18 protein-coding genes and 1 tRNA gene are annotated in these 18,393 nt (G+C 48.5%); 7 read left to right on the top strand and 12 right to left on the bottom strand.

Annotated features, from left to right (window positions below; genetic code table 11):
- Positions 1 to 43: 43 nt before the first annotated feature.
- From gmd to H6F68_RS22720, 4 genes are all read right to left on the bottom strand, one after another.
- On the bottom strand, positions 44 to 1,117 hold the full coding sequence (gmd, locus tag H6F68_RS22735) for a GDP-mannose 4,6-dehydratase (RefSeq protein ID WP_190437997.1): 1,074 nt from the start codon (positions 1,115 to 1,117) through the stop codon (positions 44 to 46).
- Positions 1,118 to 1,478: 361 nt separating this feature from the next.
- Positions 1,479 to 2,183, bottom strand: a complete 705-nt coding sequence (locus tag H6F68_RS22730) for a sugar transferase (protein ID WP_190562525.1) — start codon at positions 2,181 to 2,183, stop codon at positions 1,479 to 1,481.
- 64 nt (positions 2,184 to 2,247) lie between these two features.
- Positions 2,248 to 3,426, bottom strand: coding sequence for a glycosyltransferase (locus H6F68_RS22725; protein WP_190562523.1), 1,179 nt, complete (start codon positions 3,424 to 3,426; stop codon positions 2,248 to 2,250).
- 283 nt (positions 3,427 to 3,709) lie between these two features.
- Positions 3,710 to 4,585, bottom strand: a complete 876-nt coding sequence (locus H6F68_RS22720; RefSeq protein WP_190562521.1) for a metal ABC transporter permease — start codon at positions 4,583 to 4,585, stop codon at positions 3,710 to 3,712.
- 368 nt (positions 4,586 to 4,953) lie between these two features.
- Between H6F68_RS22720 and trpS the strand changes: the two genes are divergently transcribed.
- Positions 4,954 to 5,964 (top strand): tryptophan--tRNA ligase, encoded by a 1,011-nt coding sequence (gene trpS / locus H6F68_RS22715; RefSeq protein WP_190562518.1) that lies wholly within the window; start codon positions 4,954 to 4,956, stop codon positions 5,962 to 5,964.
- Positions 5,965 to 6,069: 105 nt separating this feature from the next.
- A complete protein-coding gene (locus H6F68_RS22710; protein WP_190562860.1) occupies positions 6,070 to 7,017 on the top strand; it encodes a methylenetetrahydrofolate reductase in 948 nt (315 codons plus the stop codon).
- Positions 7,018 to 7,061: 44 nt separating this feature from the next.
- On the opposite strand, the gene H6F68_RS22705 is transcribed toward H6F68_RS22710, so the two are convergent.
- On the bottom strand, positions 7,062 to 7,937 hold the full coding sequence (locus tag H6F68_RS22705) for an oxygenase MpaB family protein (RefSeq protein ID WP_190562516.1): 876 nt from the start codon (positions 7,935 to 7,937) through the stop codon (positions 7,062 to 7,064).
- Positions 7,938 to 8,239: 302 nt separating this feature from the next.
- Positions 8,240 to 9,994 (bottom strand): NFACT family protein, encoded by a 1,755-nt coding sequence (locus H6F68_RS22700; protein ID WP_190562514.1) that lies wholly within the window; start codon positions 9,992 to 9,994, stop codon positions 8,240 to 8,242.
- A gap of 235 nt (positions 9,995 to 10,229) precedes the next feature.
- Here H6F68_RS22700 and remA point away from each other — a divergent pair, with 235 nt between their 5' ends.
- Together remA and gmk are read left to right on the top strand one after the other, a co-directional pair.
- Positions 10,230 to 10,496 carry an extracellular matrix/biofilm regulator RemA gene (remA, locus tag H6F68_RS22695; protein ID WP_190437987.1) on the top strand — a complete coding sequence of 89 codons (267 nt, stop codon included), beginning with the start codon at positions 10,230 to 10,232 and terminating at the stop codon, positions 10,494 to 10,496.
- A gap of 121 nt (positions 10,497 to 10,617) precedes the next feature.
- Complete coding sequence (gmk, locus tag H6F68_RS22690; protein ID WP_190562512.1) at positions 10,618 to 11,190, top strand: guanylate kinase; 573 nt, start codon at positions 10,618 to 10,620, stop codon at positions 11,188 to 11,190.
- A gap of 152 nt (positions 11,191 to 11,342) precedes the next feature.
- Here the strand turns inward: gmk and H6F68_RS22685 are convergent, their stop codons facing one another.
- From H6F68_RS22685 to H6F68_RS22675, 3 genes are all read right to left on the bottom strand, one after another.
- Positions 11,343 to 11,864 (bottom strand): photosystem I reaction center subunit XI, encoded by a 522-nt coding sequence (locus H6F68_RS22685; protein ID WP_190437983.1) that lies wholly within the window; start codon positions 11,862 to 11,864, stop codon positions 11,343 to 11,345.
- 248 nt (positions 11,865 to 12,112) lie between these two features.
- Positions 12,113 to 12,238 carry a Photosystem I reaction center subunit IX gene (locus tag H6F68_RS22680; RefSeq protein WP_190437982.1) on the bottom strand — a complete coding sequence of 42 codons (126 nt, stop codon included), beginning with the start codon at positions 12,236 to 12,238 and terminating at the stop codon, positions 12,113 to 12,115.
- Positions 12,239 to 12,333: 95 nt separating this feature from the next.
- Positions 12,334 to 12,882 carry a Photosystem I reaction center subunit III gene (locus H6F68_RS22675; RefSeq protein WP_190437980.1) on the bottom strand — a complete coding sequence of 183 codons (549 nt, stop codon included), beginning with the start codon at positions 12,880 to 12,882 and terminating at the stop codon, positions 12,334 to 12,336.
- Between the two features lie 167 nt (positions 12,883 to 13,049).
- Here H6F68_RS22675 and tsaD point away from each other — a divergent pair, with 167 nt between their 5' ends.
- Positions 13,050 to 14,093 carry a tRNA (adenosine(37)-N6)-threonylcarbamoyltransferase complex transferase subunit TsaD gene (tsaD, locus tag H6F68_RS22670; RefSeq protein ID WP_190562511.1) on the top strand — a complete coding sequence of 348 codons (1,044 nt, stop codon included), beginning with the start codon at positions 13,050 to 13,052 and terminating at the stop codon, positions 14,091 to 14,093.
- A 29-nt stretch (positions 14,094 to 14,122) separates the two neighbouring features.
- On the opposite strand, the gene H6F68_RS22665 is transcribed toward tsaD, so the two are convergent.
- Both H6F68_RS22665 and H6F68_RS22660 read right to left on the bottom strand, forming a co-directional pair.
- Positions 14,123 to 15,067 (bottom strand): alpha/beta fold hydrolase, encoded by a 945-nt coding sequence (locus H6F68_RS22665; protein WP_190562509.1) that lies wholly within the window; start codon positions 15,065 to 15,067, stop codon positions 14,123 to 14,125.
- Positions 15,068 to 15,178: 111 nt separating this feature from the next.
- Positions 15,179 to 15,892 carry a hypothetical protein gene (locus H6F68_RS22660; protein ID WP_242016986.1) on the bottom strand — a complete coding sequence of 238 codons (714 nt, stop codon included), beginning with the start codon at positions 15,890 to 15,892 and terminating at the stop codon, positions 15,179 to 15,181.
- A 252-nt stretch (positions 15,893 to 16,144) separates the two neighbouring features.
- On the opposite strand from H6F68_RS22660, the gene H6F68_RS22655 reads away from it, so the two are divergent.
- On the top strand, positions 16,145 to 16,720 hold the full coding sequence (locus tag H6F68_RS22655; RefSeq protein ID WP_190562507.1) for a GNAT family N-acetyltransferase: 576 nt from the start codon (positions 16,145 to 16,147) through the stop codon (positions 16,718 to 16,720).
- 146 nt (positions 16,721 to 16,866) lie between these two features.
- Positions 16,867 to 16,940: transfer RNA gene (locus H6F68_RS22650), tRNA-Pro, on the top strand.
- Between the two features lie 55 nt (positions 16,941 to 16,995).
- Here the strand turns inward: H6F68_RS22650 and H6F68_RS22645 are convergent.
- On the bottom strand, positions 16,996 to 18,336 hold the full coding sequence (locus H6F68_RS22645) for an ABC transporter substrate-binding protein (RefSeq protein ID WP_190562505.1): 1,341 nt from the start codon (positions 18,334 to 18,336) through the stop codon (positions 16,996 to 16,998).
- Between the last annotated feature and the right edge of the window lie 57 nt (positions 18,337 to 18,393).

Here is an 18,393-nt window from a genome sequence, read left to right as displayed (position 1 = left end):
GGCTTTTTTATCTCTGTTGAAATAAATCAGAAATGCTCAGAGATTAGCTCATTACATTGCTGACTTCGTGGCGAATGGTAGCGTGTTCCAAAGACGCACCTCTACCATTTTCCATGGTAAGTCCCAAGGCTTGCAAGTCTGCTTCCACCATGATGGCGACAAGCTGCTCAAAAGTCACAGAGGGTTCCCAACCCAGCTTCTGCTTGGCTTTAGCGGGATCTCCAATCAGCAGATCAACTTCTGCGGGACGTAGGTAACGCTCGTCAAACTCAACGTAGTCGTTCCAATCCAGGTTGACACACTTAAAGGACAAATCTAGAAACTCACTGATTGAGTGCGTTTCACCCGTTGCCACTACATAGTCATCGGGTTGATCTTGTTGCAGCATCAACCACATCGCCCGCACATAATCTTTGGCGTATCCCCAGTCTCGCTTGGAATCTAAGTTGCCCAAGTAGATTTTCTTCTGCTTTCCTGCCACAATTCGCGCGATCGCTCGGGTAATTTTGCGAGTAACGAAGGTTTCACCCCGACGCGGAGACTCGTGGTTGAACAAAATTCCGTTGGACGCAAACATGCCGTAAGATTCACGGTAGTTTACGGTCTGCCAATGAGCATAGACCTTAGCGCAGGCGTAGGGACTACGAGGATAGAAGGGTGTGGTTTCGGTTTGAGGTACTTCCTGGACCTTGCCAAACATCTCTGAGGAACCCGCCTGGTAAAACCGCACTTCTAAGCCAGTTCGATGTTGGTAGTCACGGATAGCTTCCAGCAGTCTGAGTGTGCCCATCCCTACTGCATCTGCGGTGTACTCAGGTGAGTCAAAACTGACTCGCACATGCGACTGAGCCCCCAAGTTATAAATTTCTTGCGGCTGCACTTCTTCTAAAATGCGGCGCAACGTTGTCCCATCCGTTAAGTCGCCGTAGTGCAGAAACAAACGCGCTCCCTCTTTATGAGGGTCTTCGTATACGTGGTCAATGCGGTCTGTATTAAAAGTTGAAGTTCGTCGGATAATGCCATGAACTTCATAACCCTTTTCTAACAGCAATTCGCTGAGGTAAGAGCCATCTTGACCTGTAATACCTGTGATTAGCGCTCGCTTCCGTTGGGTCATTTGAAAAGTTCCTTCTGTGGCTGACATGGGGGCTGGGGAAACATAAGTTTTAGCGGTTTCAGCTAGTCACAACTCCAAGCAATTCCCCTGAGAGTCTGGAGTAGACAGATGCAATTTCAAGCTTGTGCCTAGCCGCTACACCTCTATACATCCCATTTTTGTTAAGAGTCAATCCATACGTTAGCTTGAAACTCTCAACAAAACATCAAAAAACTATGTAGTGTCTGCAAAGAATTGGTAGCCTCTGTATATTTTTGTCAAAGATTGCAGCTAGTGCTTCCAGAAGACGCTAATCAGCCAATACCGTATAATTGGACACAAAAACAAATGAAGTTTCCCCTCTCTAAGAGAAAGATGAGCTTCAATAGGCACCGTTTTTACTGGGAAAGACCACAACGCCGATTGTTTTAACAATTAACCATAGGTCCATCGAAAAACTGCGGCAATTAACGTAGTAAAGGTCCATTAAGACCCGTCGGTGGTAAGGAATATCATTGCGTCCAGAAACTTGCCACAAGCCTGTGATTCCAGGTTGAATCGTCAAAATCCGGTCCATATATCTGCCGTACCTTGGCAACTCTTCCTCGACAAGAGGCCGAGGACCTACGACGCTCATGTCACCTTTAAGCACATTCCAAAATTGGGGGAACTCATCCAAGCTGGTGACTCGCAAGAACCGACCAATCCAGGTAATCCGAGGATCGTATTTCAGTTTGAAGTTTTCTTCAAATTCTTGCCGAACATCAGGAGAGGTTTCCAACAACTTAAGTAGTACTTCGTCAGCGTTTTCGACCATCGTTCTGAATTTGATGCAACCAAAAGGTTGACGATTTTTGCCAATCCGTTCTTGCACATAAAAAATCGGCCCTGGAGAGCTAAAGGCAATCAACAGGACCAGGAGCAAATAAACCGGAGAGAACAAAATCAAAACCGCAAGCGAAAATCCAATATCAAACAACCGCTTGGAAAACTCTCCGTCTAGACTAACTAACGTGACTGGCGGCAAGCCCCGCTTGAAAATAGCCCGAATTGTCTTGCCGGAGATAAGTTGACTTTCGGCAGTCATTGTACTCCTTCAACTCACAAACTCACACCACACACAGTCCTGATCATAAAGCCAGAAACAGCTTCTACGGCAATTTAGGCCTAAAAGCCAGTACTTCACTGGGATCGCTAGACCTAAATTCTTGGCAGCAGTGTTCCACAAAACTGAGATATTGTTGCGCAAACGCTTTAGCGTCAAAGGTTAGGGCATGCGATCGCACCACCTCAGGATTAAACGCTTGGGCATGAGTTTCAAAATACTCCACTGCTTCAATTAAAGCCACCTCCGATTGAGTTGAGAACAAAACTCCTGTGGCAGTATCCGAATACTGACGCACATCTCGCACCGTTTCTAAAGCTCCTCCTGCTCCGTAGGCAATCACAGGAGTACCACAGGCTTGAGCTTCTACGGGAGCGATACCAAAATCTTCATGGGCCGCGTAAACAAACGCCTTCGCTTCAGCCATATATTTTGCCACTACGGCATCTGGTTGCCATCCCAGTATTTGGATATTGGGTTTAGCGAGTTTGCGTAGCTCTTGCAGTTCTGGACCGCTGCCAATCACCACCAGCGATCGCCCTGACTGATTAAAAGCACGCACAATCAGCGAAGTTTTTTTGTAGCTCACCAAGCGAGAAACTGTGAGGTAAAAATCTTGCTTCTGAGCTTGAAAAGGAAATCGCTCCGTATGCACAGGCGGATAAATTACCGTGGCGGGTCGCCGATAGTAGCGCCAAATGCGACGGGCTGTATTTTGCGAATTGGCGATGAAATAATCTACCCGATTCGCAGATAAAACATCCCATTGTCGCAGATAGTGCAGCAGCCAACGTGTTGCCCAGCCTAGGACCCCACGCCCCAAGGCACTGCTGCGTAAGTAGTCAAAGGTTAAATCCCAGGCATAGCGCATGGGAGTATGGCAATAACAAATGTGCAACTGATGGGGGCCAGTCAGGACTCCTTTAGCCACCGCGTGGGAAGAAGAAAGAATCACATCATACGGGCGTAAATCTAGTTGTTCGATCGCCAAAGGCAACAAGGGCAAATATTTCTGCACACCCCCGCGAGCCCCCGGAAAATACTGCAAAAAAGTCGTGCCAATCTGACGCTTAAACAAATAGCTCTCTGGATTTGTGGATTCGAAATCAATTAGGGCGTAGGGATCTGCATCGATATGCTGCAAAATCTCCTGCACGACTAGTTCCGAGCCACCCGTTGCTTTTGGCGTCAACCATTCATGAACCAGCGCGTACTTTAATTGCACAGTCAGTTTAGAGATTAGGGAGATTAGAGCCGCTTAAGGACGTTATCGCCGAGTTTGTCACACTCTGGGATAAAAAGTTGATGAAAATATGAATTATTTTCCAACCCCAACTCTTCTTTAGTCAAAATGCGGGGAGCAGTAAAACATGCACCCCGCTTACCAAGCCTTTGAGGCTGAAAGAAATTCGATCTCGCTAAATCTCAAACACTTTTAGATCTTTACGATTCCTCAGGTCACAATCAGGAAATTGCTGCATAATCCTTAGGCTAGAAAACGCTACGACTTAGGTTGGTAATGCTTTCAGCTTGGTCAAGCTCAGTACAAGCAGAAAGAGCACAAACTGAACTAACACAATACTAGGGCCAGAAGCAAAATTCAGTGCTCCAGACACCAACATGCCCAAAATGCTGCTCAGTGCCCCGATCGCTACCGATAGCAGCAAGAAGCGAGTGAATCTTTGACTCAGCAGTTTGGCAGTTGAGGCTGGAATGACTAGAAAGGCATTCACTAGCAAAATCCCGATCGCTTTGATGGAAACGGCAACTGCTAGAGACAGCAAGACTACAAACAAATAGCGATGCAGTTGAACTGGAATCCCTTGCACTTGCGCGACTGCTTGATTCAGAGTTAGCAAAATTTGTTGTCGTAGCGTCGATAGCAAAAAAATAGCACTGACAATCAGCAACAGTAGGGTCAGCACTAAGTCGGTGCGGTTGATGGCTAGGATGTCGCCGAACAACACTCCCATCAGGTTGCCTCGGTAGCCTTGAATAAAGCTAGTCAGAATCACCCCGATCGCTAAAGCGCCTGAGAGCACAATGCTGAGGATGTTGTCACTCCACAAATCGGTTTGGTCAATCAGGTAGAGCACTGCTAGACCAAACAGCAGGGTAAAAGGGAGCAGCATCCAAGTGGGGTTGAGCTGTAGCAGAACGCCTAGAGCGACTCCGACCAAAGCCGCATGGCCAACTGCATGACTAAAGAATGACAACTGCCGCAGTGTGACAAAGCAACCCAGTAGCCCACCCAACACACCCATGAGAATCCCACCTGCGATCGCCCGTTGCATGAAAGGAAATTGTAGGAGATCAAGAAGTTGTTGGGGTTGCGTGACCGCAAACTGGTCAACCTGAAGCCAAGGTAGACAGTCTAGGAGCATGATGAGCAGGTGAAAAGCATGAATGAATAGACTGTACAACCTGCTGCTACTGTTCTCTACTGTGCTTATTGGGGAGGTCGTGGGAAAGAGACAGGCAAGCCTTGACTTGGTCCACCGGATTCTGATCAGACTGCGCCATAATTGGGAAGGACTGAAGAGTCTTAGAGATAGACAACTTTGATAATTTCAGAACCCAGGCTTTGTAATCGTCTTTGATTTTACATAAAGAAAAGTTAATCTTTGCATCGTAAAGCTTTACTCTGGTTTTAGACTGTCCCTGCTTTTGACATAGACAACTGTGACTAACAGCAGCAATTGGGCCTTGCTTGCGCTCTAGGACAGCTTTGGCATGTGATCATTTGAAAATTATGGCTAAGCAGCGGGTTCTTTCTGGCATTCAACCAACGGGCAATCTCCACTTAGGTAACTACTTGGGAGCCATTCGCAATTGGGTGGAAGGCCAAAGCCAATACGAAAATTTTTTCTGTGTCGTCGATCTCCATGCCATTACTGCACCCCACAATCCAGCCACGCTAGCGGCTGACACCTACGCGATCGCAGCTATCTATTTGGCTTGTGGCATCGACTTGCAGCACGCCCACATCTTCGTGCAGTCCCACGTTCCCGCTCACAGTGAGTTAACTTGGCTACTGAACTGCATTACACCCCTAAACTGGCTCGAAGACATGATTCAGTTCAAGGAAAAAGCGGTGCGGCAAGGCGAGAATGTCAATGTGGGTTTGCTTGACTACCCCGTGCTGATGGCTGCCGATATTTTGCTTTACCAAGCTGACAAAGTTCCGGTGGGAGAAGACCAAAAGCAGCATTTAGAGCTAACTCGCGATATTGCTGCACGGTTTAACCATCAGTTTTGCAAAGACAAGTCGCCGACCTTTAAACTACCAGAGCCATTGATTCGGGCGGCAGGTGCACGAGTCATGAGCTTGACCGACGGCACTCGCAAAATGTCTAAATCTGATCCTTCAGACTTGAGTCGGATCAATGTTTTAGATGCGCCTGAGCAGATCCAAAACAAGATTAAGCGCTGCAAAACTGACCCGGTCAGAGGGTTGGAGTTTGACAACCCAGAGCGACCTGAGTGTAACAACTTGCTGACGCTTTATATGCTGTTGTCAGGCAAAACTAAAGCTGAGGTAACAACGGAGTGTCAAGATATGGGTTGGGGCCAGTTCAAGCCTTTATTGACTGAAACTACGATTAGCGCTCTCAAGCCTATCCAAGACAAATACAACGACATCATGGCGGACAAAGGCTATTTGGAATCGGTGCTGCGCCAAGGCCAGGAAGCTGCCGCTGCGATCGCCAACCAAACTCTGAACCAGGCGAAATCAGCCTTGGGCTATGCCTTGCCCTTATAAAACGGATACTCCACAGCTCATTGCTCAACAGGAATACGGAATGCCAGATGAAGTGACGATGGTGAGGTTAATTAGGTGATGGATAACGGTCAAAACAATCTCGCGATGCTTAATTCATCTCTATTTCCATCTCCTTCTTGCTTCCGCAATGCGCTTCAGTCAGGTGAATTTTTAGTGACCGCTGAAGTGGCCCCGCCCAAAGGTGGCAATGCGGCTCACATGCTGCAAATGGCCCTACTGCTCAAAGATCGAGTCCATGCCGTCAACATTACCGATGGCAGTCGGGCTGTGCTTCGTATGAGTTCCTTGACAGCGTCCATTATTCTGCTGCAGCACGGCATTGAGCCAATTTGTCAGGTAGCTTGCCGCGATCGCAACCGCATTGGTTTACAAGGTGATTTGATGGGAGCTCATGCCCTTGGCGTTCGCAATATTTTGGCTTTGACTGGAGATCCAGTGAAAGCAGGCGACCACCCAGAAGCACGGGCGGTGTTTGACTTGGAGGCAGTACGGTTGCTGCAACTGATCTCTAAGCTAAATCAAGGCTTTGATGCCAATGACAAACTCATGCCTGATGGCCCCACCGATTTGCTAGTGGGTGCAGCGGTTGACCCTCAGCTCAATAGCTGGTCAGGCTTACAAAGTCGCTTTGAACGCAAATTAGTGGCTGGAGCCCAATTTTTCCAGAGTCAACTAATCTGCGACTTTGATCGGCTGGAAAAATTCATGACTCAGATCGCGGCAGGTAGCAATAAGCCAGTTCTAGCAGGAATTTTTCTGCTCAAATCAGCTAAGAACGCTCAGTTTATTAACCGCAATGTTCCAGGTGTCTCCATTCCAGACGAGATTATTCAACGTCTAGAACGAGCTGCTGATCCCCTACAAGAAGGCATTGCGATCGCGGCAGAGCAAGTCAAGTTAGCAAAAGAGCTTTGCCAAGGCGTACATATGATGGCTGTGCGTCGGGAAGACCTAATTCCTCAAATTTTGGATTTAGCTGGAATTCCGCCCATTACTCAAGCGGCTCCTGCCTTTCAACCTGCGAGAAGCTAAGGGCAATCGCTCAACTTGGCTCATTGAGACTTATGCCAACCAGCCTACTCAGGCTTCGTATCGTGATTGAGTGACTCCAGCGTCTGCGGCGGGCCAAGCTGCGTAAGCTGATAACCGTTGGGATAGCTCCGGTGATCAGCATCGGTGTAGAACTTTGGTTGTTTCCGGGGTGGCAACCAACGTAAAACTCGGCCTCTCAATCTCAAGCTGTAGGCGATCGCTTGTCGCAGGAAAGCAGGTGGAGCGGTGAATCCATAAGCTTCTAGCATCCGGTCATCTAGGAAGCTGTGGACGCTTGGCCTAACTAAAGGGCGCAACCAGCATGGAAACCAACTCAGCATCAAGTTTTGCGTGGAGTCACCCACCAAACGATTCGTTTGGGCGTAACGGAAGTGCTGTTGCTCATATTCCACGTTGTAGCGCTCAAAGGCTTCGTAGGTGTCAGGAATATTTTGAATCTGCATTCGCTGACCCACGGCCTGCCAGAAATAGAAGGAAGCCAAGCGTTCGTTCTCAGACATAGGTCGCCAGCCGAAACGGTCGAGCCAACGTACAGGTTCATAGATGAATGTGGAAAGCACATACAAGAAATCGGCGTTGCTGATCTGAAAGTGCCCATGCATGTGATTCATGCGGCGAATGACTTCTTGCCCGCGATCGCTGTCATACCCCCATTTCAAAATTTCAGCCACAGTTAGAGCTGTATCGTCATAACGTTTTTGCGGGCGCTGATGAAACTCTCCAGTTTTGTCGAGCAGGGCTGAAATACTTGGCACACAAAACGTCCGAAACAGCGCAATTTCTAGAGCTCGATTAATATCCCACGGAAATTCGTAGCCTGCCATGAGGCGGCAAATTTCCTGATGATCCTGGATAGGGTCCAATTGCTGAATTTGATGTAGATTCTGGTGGCGCTTCATACATCCCTGCTGTAACCTAAGTTCTACAGAAACTATTAACCTGTACGGCACCAAATCCGCCAACATTAGGCACAAAAAAAGCCAGCTCCCATAGCTGGCTACTATTAATTTTTAATGACGTTGTCTTCTCACTTTGGAGGAACCCAAGCTGCGCGTTCCCACACTTGCAGCGGGTATAGGGTTAGTGTTCCCTACTCCGAAAGTATTGTAACAAGATACACAAACTTTTCGTCATGAATGTTTACAGCAGTTTTTCAGCATCTGCATCATTCGTGCGCTAAAGCAGGATGATATATTACCATTCATTGCCTACTTAATTCGTTCGACGCAGATAAATAGAGACAGGCTCGCTGAGGCTGCCCCCAAATCACTTGCTCTTGCTTATAAATCGCCATTCCTGGCTTTGCCCCCTTGGGCTTATAGACATGTTTTGGCTCGGTGTAAACCACAGGAACTTGCTCACTCTGACGGGCACGACTGTAATAGGCAGCTAAGTCAGCCGTAAATTCCAGGTCTGATTTTTCTGGCACTTTTCCTGGATCTAGACGCAAGAGGACATGGCTGCCGGGAATTTCTTGGGTGTGAAACCACAGGTCATAATCGCCCGCAAGTCGGAAGGTTAACTGATCGTTTTGGCGATTGTTGCGACCGATCAGCAGCTCAAACCCGCTGGGCGTTTGAAAGCGGTAAAATTCTGTACTAGCTTTGCTCTCCGGGCGGCTGCGATACTCCAGCGACTCCAAATATTGCTGCTGAATCAACTCATCGCGAATTTCTTCTAAAGCGATTAGGTCTGCGGGTGCTTGGTAGCTAGCCATTTGCACTAAGGCCGCTTCTACTTGCTCTAAATAATCCACCTCCACTTGCACCTCGGCCAGCAATGGCTCTACTGCCAGACGGGCTCGCTTGAGTTTCTGGTGTTTTTTGTAGAGAGACTGAGCATTCTGTACCGCATTTTTTTCTGGATCAAGGGCGATCGCTACAGGTTGCTCAGTATGGAAATCTGCCAGGGTCATGACTTTCATTCCGGGTTGCCACTCTTGCAAATGGGCCATCAACAAGTCTGCTTGCTCCCGGTATTGGTCTGCTTGGTCCGATTGGGCTAAGCGCTGCCGAAATAAGTCAGCTTTGAGGCGCACTTTCGCCAAAACATTATTGACTTTTTGGGTCAGCTGATGGTGAAGCTGGACAAATTCTTGGCGATTCAGTTGCGCAGTGTAGTACTGGTTGAGCAAGGTTTGTACGCTCTCTACCGCTTGCGTCTTGCCCCAGCCCAAAACGGTATATCCCTGCTGAGTCCAGCCTGGATGCAGTTCACAACTTTCTAGCGATCGCAACCAAGTTTGCCAAGTTGCAAACAACCGCTGCCACTCCGACTCGCTTAGCTCCTCTGTTGATTGCTCTGGGTCAAGTTCGATGGCCTGCAACATTGACAACACTAAGGCTGAGCTTAAGCCACGATAATTCTTGATTAAGGTACGGCGTAAAGCCCCAGGCACTAAGCTAATCCGTTCTCGCCAGCGCTCATAAGACTCACTTAAACTGGGAGCGGGATCGGTAAGAGCAGGCGGTAACTCATAAGGTTGTCCGGTCAGAATCGGGCGAACGCTAGATTGCTGGGCACTAACCTGATGAGCCGCTGTGACAATCAAGTTCTCCTGGTTCGCCAAAATCACATTGCTGTACTTGCCCATGATTTCGACATACAAGTGCCACAACGGAGGGTCTCCAGGTCGTCGAGCAAACTGCAAATCCAAAGCCCGCTCCCAAGGGGCGATCGCCTCAATGGCAACTAGGGCCAAGCCGCCCAGTTGATGTTGGAGTTGCTGGCTAAAGGTAAAGGTGTCAGGAGTGCGAGGGGGTGGATCGCCAATACAAAGCCGAGCGGCTTGCGGGTGCCAGGAAATAGTTAGCCAACTCCGGTGCTTCAGAGTTCGCAAGGCAATGGCAAGGGTAAAGCGATCGCGCTGATAGACCTGCTCCAGTCGGGATGGCAGCCAATCAGCTCGAAGTTCACAGCAGGCAGCAGTTAGCGTAGTAAAGTCAACAGGTTGCAAAGTGAGAAATCGTACAAGTCACAGGATCGCTGCCCAGTCTAACGCTAATTGCACCGGATCGATCACCGAGCTAAGGGATTAGTGAGTCAGATCTATACCCAAAGATAGAAAGCTTCTTAGCAAGCCAAAAAACTCTGTTATGCTGCGAATTTTAGCCTTGTTAGTCCAAATTTTTGTAGATACCATTGAAATTAAATACTTATGAACCCCTCACGCGGTCAAGCCGCCGTTCAGTATGGATATTAAGCTGATCAATATCGGTTTTGGCAATATTGTGTCTGCCAACCGAGTGGTTGCCATTGTCAGCCCAGAGTCCGCACCCATCAAACGAATCATTACGGATGCTAGAGACCGGGGGCAACTGATTGACGCAACCTATGGGCGGCGCACCAGAGCGGTCATCATCACCGATTCAGGCCATATTATCCTTTCTGCCATTCAGCCTGAGACTGTTGCCAACCGCTTCATTGTCAGTAAAGACGGAGCGGGCAACGACGAATAGCAAGCATGTCAAGCTCCCGCTACAATCCTAATCCCTGCGGCTCAAACCGTTGAATCGATCGCCTATAGATAGTGCTACCCTAAGAGGTTTAAGCAACGTAAGTCGAACGGGTAGTAGGAGCATGCAAGCAGGCAAGTTGGTTGTATTGACTGGGCCGAGTGGAGTTGGAAAAGGCACCTTACTGCGATCGCTTCTACAACGCCATCCAGATCTTTATGTTTCTATTTCAGTCACGACTCGTGCTCCCCGCCCTGGCGAAGTGGATGGGCAGCATTACTACTTTGTCAGCCGCACCGAATTTGAGCGCATGGTCGCTGGTGGTGAACTTCTAGAGTGGGCAGAGTTTGCAGGAAATTATTATGGCACGCCCCGCCTAGCTGTAGAGCAACAAGTTCAGCAAGGCAAGTGTGTGATCCTAGAAATCGAACTGGAAGGAGCTAGACAAGTTAGGCAAACCTTTCCGACGGCCTTTCGCATCTTTATCCTGCCACCTTCCTTGAATGAACTAGAGTTGCGCATTCGTAATCGCGGGCAAGACTCGGAAGACGCGATCGCTCGACGGTTGCAGAGGGCACGAGCCGAAATCGATGCCGCCAGCGAGTTCGATATTCAAATCATCAACGACGATTTTGAAAAAGCTTTAACTGAGATTGAGGCGGCTTTGCTTGCCCCCGTTCACTGCTATAGCGCCTAGCTTGCAGTTGAAGCCATAAATTAAGGCAGTCAATCACACTTCCATTCCGACTAAAGGTACCAGTGAAGTAAATTATCAAGCTGGCAACTTTGGAGACTAAAAGTGAACGATTGACTGCCTTAGAAATAATTCTAGATTCTGGTCAAGAATTACTAGAACAGATTTTGTAGCAACTGGATATTGGCGAGTAAGGCGTAAGCAAAAGCTGCTCCGCCAATTCCACCAATTAGGAAGCCACTAGCATACTCATTCCATCCTTCTGCGGTAGTCAAAGCCGCTGGAGGATTTGGAGTAGTAATGGTTTTGGTTGGATCAGGAGGGCAGCTGTTTGCGTACAAGGACAGGGCAATAGTTGAGATAACAACTAAGCCAACCGTGGACAGCAAACCAGCTAAGTTTGCCACATCTGTATCTCTCAAGGGGCCTAGCTTGGCAAAGGGGCCAATGAGCCAGTAACCATGAGCCATCCCCACTTCTAGACCACGCCGTAATGGAGAAAGACCACGGCGATAAGCAGGTAGGTTATTAATGAAAGCTTCTGTGAAACCTGAGGCGTTAATTGGGGTTTCCAAATTACCAGTTTGAGGGTCGCCGCCTGCTGGACGAACGACTTCCCGGTTTCTCGGATCGCCTAAGCGATCTTTTGATCTATCTATCGCGTCTACGGGTACCATATTGCTCTTTTAGTTAATAACGTTGTAGCCCTATTTTAGGTGAGAAATTTATTCTCACTCCTGGGACCAAAGTGCACTTAAAAAAAATTAATTTTACACTTCGGTCACCATTGGTTCGGCTAGGAAACTCGCGACTTCAAAAGGGCGATCGCGAGTTTCGCAAGTTAAAAACCTTGATCTTTCTAGAACCAAGGCTGCCTAACTTTAGCAAAGCAAGAATTCTAGGAAAAAGAAATTCTTAGTGCAGCCTAAGGAGACAGAAAAAGACCATCTGGAAACGTTTTATTGATCAGAATAAACGCTGTCAGGGCACCACTCACGAACAACACTGCTAACACAGGAGCATTAGACAGATACTTGACAAAATCGTTCATACCAAACTCCTAAGAACAAGCTAAAGGAGAAATTACGAAAATGAAAGCGAAGAGAGAATCACCTAAACTCTTGCAATGGAGTTTAGAGGACTGTTTTAGCGAGGAGAAACAGGGATGTTTTCCTCTTTTTCAACTAGCTCTCCACTAATCAATTCTTTTATTGCTGCCAAAGGCCACAGCAACCCACCAATAAAGCATTGAATCGCCAGAGGTACATTGATTTGAATTTCGCTGTATTCTGGATATTCGCTCTTTTTCACAGTCCTGATATAGCTACGGCCAGACCAACCTAACCAGCCAGCTAGATACAAGAAAAGCAGCCCAGGATATTGGAAATCACCCCAGTGGCTAGGGCGACCATCGGTGATCAAACGGGGCAGACCTTCAGGGCCGCAAAGCATCCCTTCATAGCGTGCAAACCGTTCCCGAGCCCGATCAATTCTGCCTTTGATAATTGCAGCAGAATCGCTGTTGGGATCATATTTTTGTAAGCGAGCCTCTTGGCTTCTCACAGTGTTATTTAGACGTTGCTGAAAAGCAGGAGTCTCACCGCAGGGAACTAACCCAGCTACATCTGCTGAGGCAGGGGGGGCCATGCCTAGCCAGAGGCAAACAATGAGAACTAAAGCAAACAGTCGTTGCATGGAATCATTTCCTTTTGTTACAAAACTCAAAGTTTGTTGTACAAAAAGATTACGCTATTTGTACAGGAAAGTTTGCTGAACTTGGAAGCAATCATACTCTTCCGAGTAGACCCAGTAAAGTTTTAAGTTACTAGAAGTAGCTCATTCATTCAAAAAATTACCAGCGAATGGCAACGGTTTTAGCACTTGAAACAAGTTGTGATGAAACAGCAGTCGCGATTGTTAAAAATCGTCAAGTTTTAAGTAGTATTGTTTCTTCTCAGATTGATATTCATCAACAATATGGAGGCGTTGTACCAGAAGTTGCCTCCCGTCATCATGTAGAGATGATTAATCTAGCGATCGCTCAGGCCTTTCAGGAAGCGTCACTAGATTGGTCTGCGATTGATGGCATTGCCGCTACTTGTGCCCCTGGGCTGGTGGGTGCCCTGCTCGTCGGTCTAACAGCCGCTAAAACCTTGGCCCTAGTCCATCAAAGGCCCTTTATTGGCATTCATCACCTAGAAGGCCATATTTATGCTTCTTACCTCACCGAACCATCGCTAGAGCCACCTTTTCTCTGTTTGCTGGTTTCAGGTGGGCATACCAGCCTAATTTATGTCAAAGCTTGTGGCCACTACGAAACTTTAGGCCAAACTCGCGATGATGCCGCAGGAGAAGCCTTTGACAAAGTAGCTCGTTTGCTTGACTTGGGTTATCCCGGTGGTCCAGCGATCGATCGCATTGCCACTGAAGGCAATCCTCAAGCCTTTCCCTTGCCCGAAGGCAATGTCTCGCGGCCCGAAGGTGGTCATCACCCTTACGACTCCAGCTTTAGCGGTCTTAAAACTGCGGTGCTGCGCTTAACCCAAAAGCTTCAACAAGAAAGCAACCAACCTCTCCCCGTTGCCGACCTTGCTGCGAGCTTCCAAGAAACGGTGGCGCGATCGCTGACTCGACGGGCGATCGCCTGTGCCCGCGATTATGGCCTCACCACAATCGCGATTGGGGGAGGAGTTGCCGCCAACAGCAGCCTACGCCGTCACTTACAAACCGCTGCCGAAACGCATAATCTCCGGGTGCTGTTTCCACCCCTGAAGTTTTGCACCGATAATGCGGCCATGATTGGCTGTGCTGCCGCCGAGCACCTTAAGCATGGTCATACGTCATCCCTCACGCTAGGGGCACAGTCACGGCTAGCGATCGCCAACGTCATGCAGCTTTATCAATAACGCCTGAAAGTACCGATTAAATTCTCCAATCACCCAGTCGCCGTGCGGGGAGTTACTTGCTCCTGAACTTCGTGTCGAGCGACAATCGCACGCAGTTGAGCCACCACGGTATCAGGTTGCTCCACCATCGCCATGTGCCCACAATTGGGAATCTCAATCACGTTATCGCCACAGACTCGAAAAGTTGGATGAAAACTGGCTAAATGCCGTACGTACTTGGGCTCCATGATTGGATCTTCCGCCCCCGCCATAAAATAAACAGGCTGTGACAAGCGGGACACCACATGAGGGAGATGATGCACCTCCTCTTCGGTAGTGGAATCCAGCAATGCTCCCAAGGCGGCTTGAGGATTGGCCACGACAAAATCAATCACGCGCTGTCGTCCCCAAACCCGCTCAATCGGACGAGCGACAGTGGCACGACTAAACAGCAAATCAATCAATGGCAGTTGTGCAAACCAGCGAGGCCGAAATCTTAAAATCTTGGCTCCTGCCGAGCGAAACCGCTCAAACTCCTCTTTGAGGTAAATACCACCCCCTGCATTGAGGCAAATCACACCTTTCACAGCTTCAGGCAACTGCTGCCCTGCCCAGAGCGCAATACTCCCGCCCAAGGAGTGACCGACTAACCAAGCACTCGTGATGTTGAGCTGCTTCAACAAAACGGCTAGATCTTGAGCGTAAGCAGCGGGGGTATATTTTGAAGCTTTGGGTGAGGCGATCGCTTCATCTATCAATTCCGCAGTCGCAGTAGACAAACTGGGCTGGTGATCGGGGATTAAGCATTGGGACTCCCCAAACCCACGCAAATCATAGGACAAGCACTGATAATCTGGCGACAACCGCTCAATTAACGGTTGCCAATATCGACGGCTCAGGAGCCAACCGTGAATAAAAACAAGGACAGAGGGAGATGCAGTAGCCGCCGTCAAATCGTAGGCGTGCGGAACTCCTAGGACGTTAATGCTGGTCATACTTTTATCCTAGCCCGAAGTTCAACTGAAATACCCTAGGAGCCTCAGCCGACGTTGCAGCCGACATTACAGCAACAGGTCTTGGGCATCAAGCTACTCTTTAAGCCGAGTTTAGTGTCGTCGTCCTAACAACCGCTGTCGGACTCCCTCAGCAATTTTTTGCCCCAAATACTCTGGAATCAAATTCTCATTAGGGCCGAGCAAGTACAAAATCAAGCGGGTTCGGCCTCGCCACACCAAGAGATTGGCATTGACCACTAGCAAATCTTCTTGCCAAATGGCGTACATGACTTTGTAAAACAGGCCCGGTTGGTTGTCGGCCTCAATTAGCAAGGCTGGCAGGTGGAACACCGGGTCTACATAAAACTCCGTTTCTACTTGCTCCAAGCCAGCGTCTAAATTAAACTCTACTGCTAGCATTTCTTCCACTTCAAACCGCCCTGCCAATGCCTCTCGCACTGCCCGACAGACGTTTTCCGCAGTTTTCTCGGTTAAAGTCTTGCCGCCTCGGGATACAACCAGCTTGATGAAGACCAGCATGGGTGGATAAATCTGCCCATACAAGCTGAGGCTATGAATAGTTAGCCCGTAAGCTGCCAAAACTCCAAAAATATCACTGAGCAAAAAAGACTGATTACGGTAGGCAAAATGTAGCGCGCTCTTACTACCTTCCGGTTTCAGTTCAATCACCGCTTGCTTGGTTTTATAAAGCTGGTAAGCCAGCCTCAGGTTTTGTAACTGAATTTCGCTACTGACAAATTGCTCATAGAACTGGGGAAACGCTCGGTTGAAGCGCTTCAGCAGTTCTAGTGTGGACGATTTCAAACCCGAGGCCATAACGGGGAGTACAACTCACTTGCTACAACGGAAGCCTAGACGAGAGAGCGATCGCCAAGGTGCAAAACTCAACCTTAGGTCAATTTCTCACAAATTTTCATTGTTCAACTTTTATTTCCTCAGATGATTTTCCCAATAACTCGATCAATCTGATGAATAAGTGCAACGATGAGAATCAAGTTCGGAAGATATACTAGCTAGTACTGTCTTCTAACTCCTACTTACCTTAACCACGCCTACATGGGTTTCTGGAAAAGTTTATTTAGTGGTTCTGACACTACCCCCAGCTCTAAGCCCACTGCTGTTGAGGGATATATTGCTGAGGATGAAAACAGCCTACCCACTGAGGCACCACGCGATCCTAACTTAAGTAGCTCAGCGGCCCGAAGCCGCAGTAGTTCTCGCATTTTCTTTAGCACCGATCGAGACATTGACCTCTACGAACTAGAGGAACTGTGCGATGCGGTGGGTTGGTCGCGGCGACCTCTACGCAAGGTCAAGAAAGCAATCCAGCACAGCTTTCTCGTCGTTACTATGTGGGAGCAGCGAGGCGTACAGCGACGCTTGATTGGCTTTGCCCGAGCCACCTCTGATCATGCCTTTAACGCCACGCTTTGGGACGTTGTGGTTCATCCAGACTTCCAGGGTAAAGGATTCGGGAAGGCGCTGATGAAACACGTGATTAAGAAATTGCGGAGTGAGGATATCAGCAACATTACCCTATTCGCTGATCCTCAAGTCGTGAACTTTTATCAGAACTTGGGCTTCATGGCGGACCCAGAAGGCATTAAGGGCATGTTCTGGTATCCCGACTAACCGAAGTTAGCACCTCGCACTTTCTCTAAGCAGTATTCCCCAACTCTGAAGCAGTCCTTAACCTTGCTTCTAGGTTTGTTATCGCAAAGCTAATTTTTTTACTCACGGATGCTTGAGAGTAGGGTATACTAGCTAAGTGACGTTAACGGGATGTAGCGCAGCTTGGTAGCGCGCCTGCTTTGGGAGCAGGATGTCGCAGGTTCGAATCCTGTCATCCCGATTCAAACAAGTTTTTACTTAAGCTCAGAACTTTCGGGCTCTGAGCTTTTGGCATTTTATGAGCCGCCAACGCTGAGCTGACCTTTAACTGCTAACTCGCCGTTTTCTTGAATAGTCCAGATATCGTAAGTACCGACAACATCGCCTTGGGCGTCAAGTTCTAGTGTGCCACTAGCACCTTGGTAGTTCACATCTTTCCCTTGGCGGACGAGGTCTAAGGCTTGGCAAATATCGGTGACTTCTTGCCCCGGTGCGCTTGCCACTTCTCGAATCTTGTCTTTAAGGGCAGAACCTGTGGCTGCTTTAGCGGATTCGGCGGCTAAAACCATTAAAGCTGTGGCATCCCAGGTATTAGGATCGTACACACTAGGCTGGCGCTTGTACTCAGCGTTGTAAAGCTGACGAAAGGCGGCGATCGCAGGTCCGCCGGCGCTGGCAGCCGTCCCAATCAATCCATTGGCAATAAATTCGCCTGCCTGATTTTTGCCAACTAGGTTAGCGATCGCGGGATCTTTCAGACCATCGGTTGCCAGCACTTTCGTCTTCTTGTTCAACAACCCCTGCTGATAAGCGGATTTCAAGATGAGGCTGCCTGTCTCTGGATAAGCAATCAACAAGACTGCATCTGAATTACTACCAAATGCAGCGCCCACTTCCGACTCAAAGGTGGCGGCATCAGGCGGATAGCGCGTGGGTTGGCCTGAGACTACTTTGCCGCCCAACGCCTCAAAAGCTGGAATGAAGGATGCCACCAAGCCATTGCCGTAGTCATTATTAATGGCTAAAATCGACACCGTTTGGAACCCTTGAGCTTTCGCCAATTTGGCTAGTGCTTGCCCCTGAAAGGTGTCGGGTGGAGCCGTACGAAACCAAAACCCCTGAAAGTCACCATTTTTAGCTCGTTCCGTGAAAACAGGACTCGTGCTAGCAGGCGAGATTTGTGTCACTTGATTCCGAACAGCAATATCGACTGCTGCACTCGAAACGGCACTTGATGCGCCTCCTACAACACCAGCTACTCGATCGACTTCGGCTAATTTAGTCATGGCTGAAGCACCAGCCGCAGGTTCAGTTTGGTCATCTTCTGAGATCAGCTCTACTGGCTGGCCTAAGACTCCACCACAGTTGTTGACCGTCTTCACCAGCAACCGAGCACTGTCTTGCATGGGCGAACCATACTGGGCCAAGTCCCCTGTAATTGGTAGCAATGTACCCAGTTTCAGGCCGTTGCTGGATTGAGTAGAGAGCTGACAACTTAATAAAGTCAGCAATAGAGCGATCGCAAATTGGGCTTGTACAATTCTGCTTACAGCCCCATGTCGTATCTCATCTGCGACCCGCTTAACTTTAGACTTCTTGCGATAGGAGCACTCAAAGCTTAACCAGATAAAATTCATAGGGTTAATCTGAGGTTTGTGTCGGTAAAATTTAGTTGCTAACTACAGTTACAATTC

The sequence above is a fragment of the Trichocoleus sp. FACHB-262 genome (assembly GCF_014696035.1).
Taxonomy (GTDB): domain Bacteria; phylum Cyanobacteriota; class Cyanobacteriia; order FACHB-46; family FACHB-46; genus Trichocoleus.
Note: the sequence above shows the minus strand (reverse complement) of the source record. Positions and strands in the feature narration are given on the sequence as shown.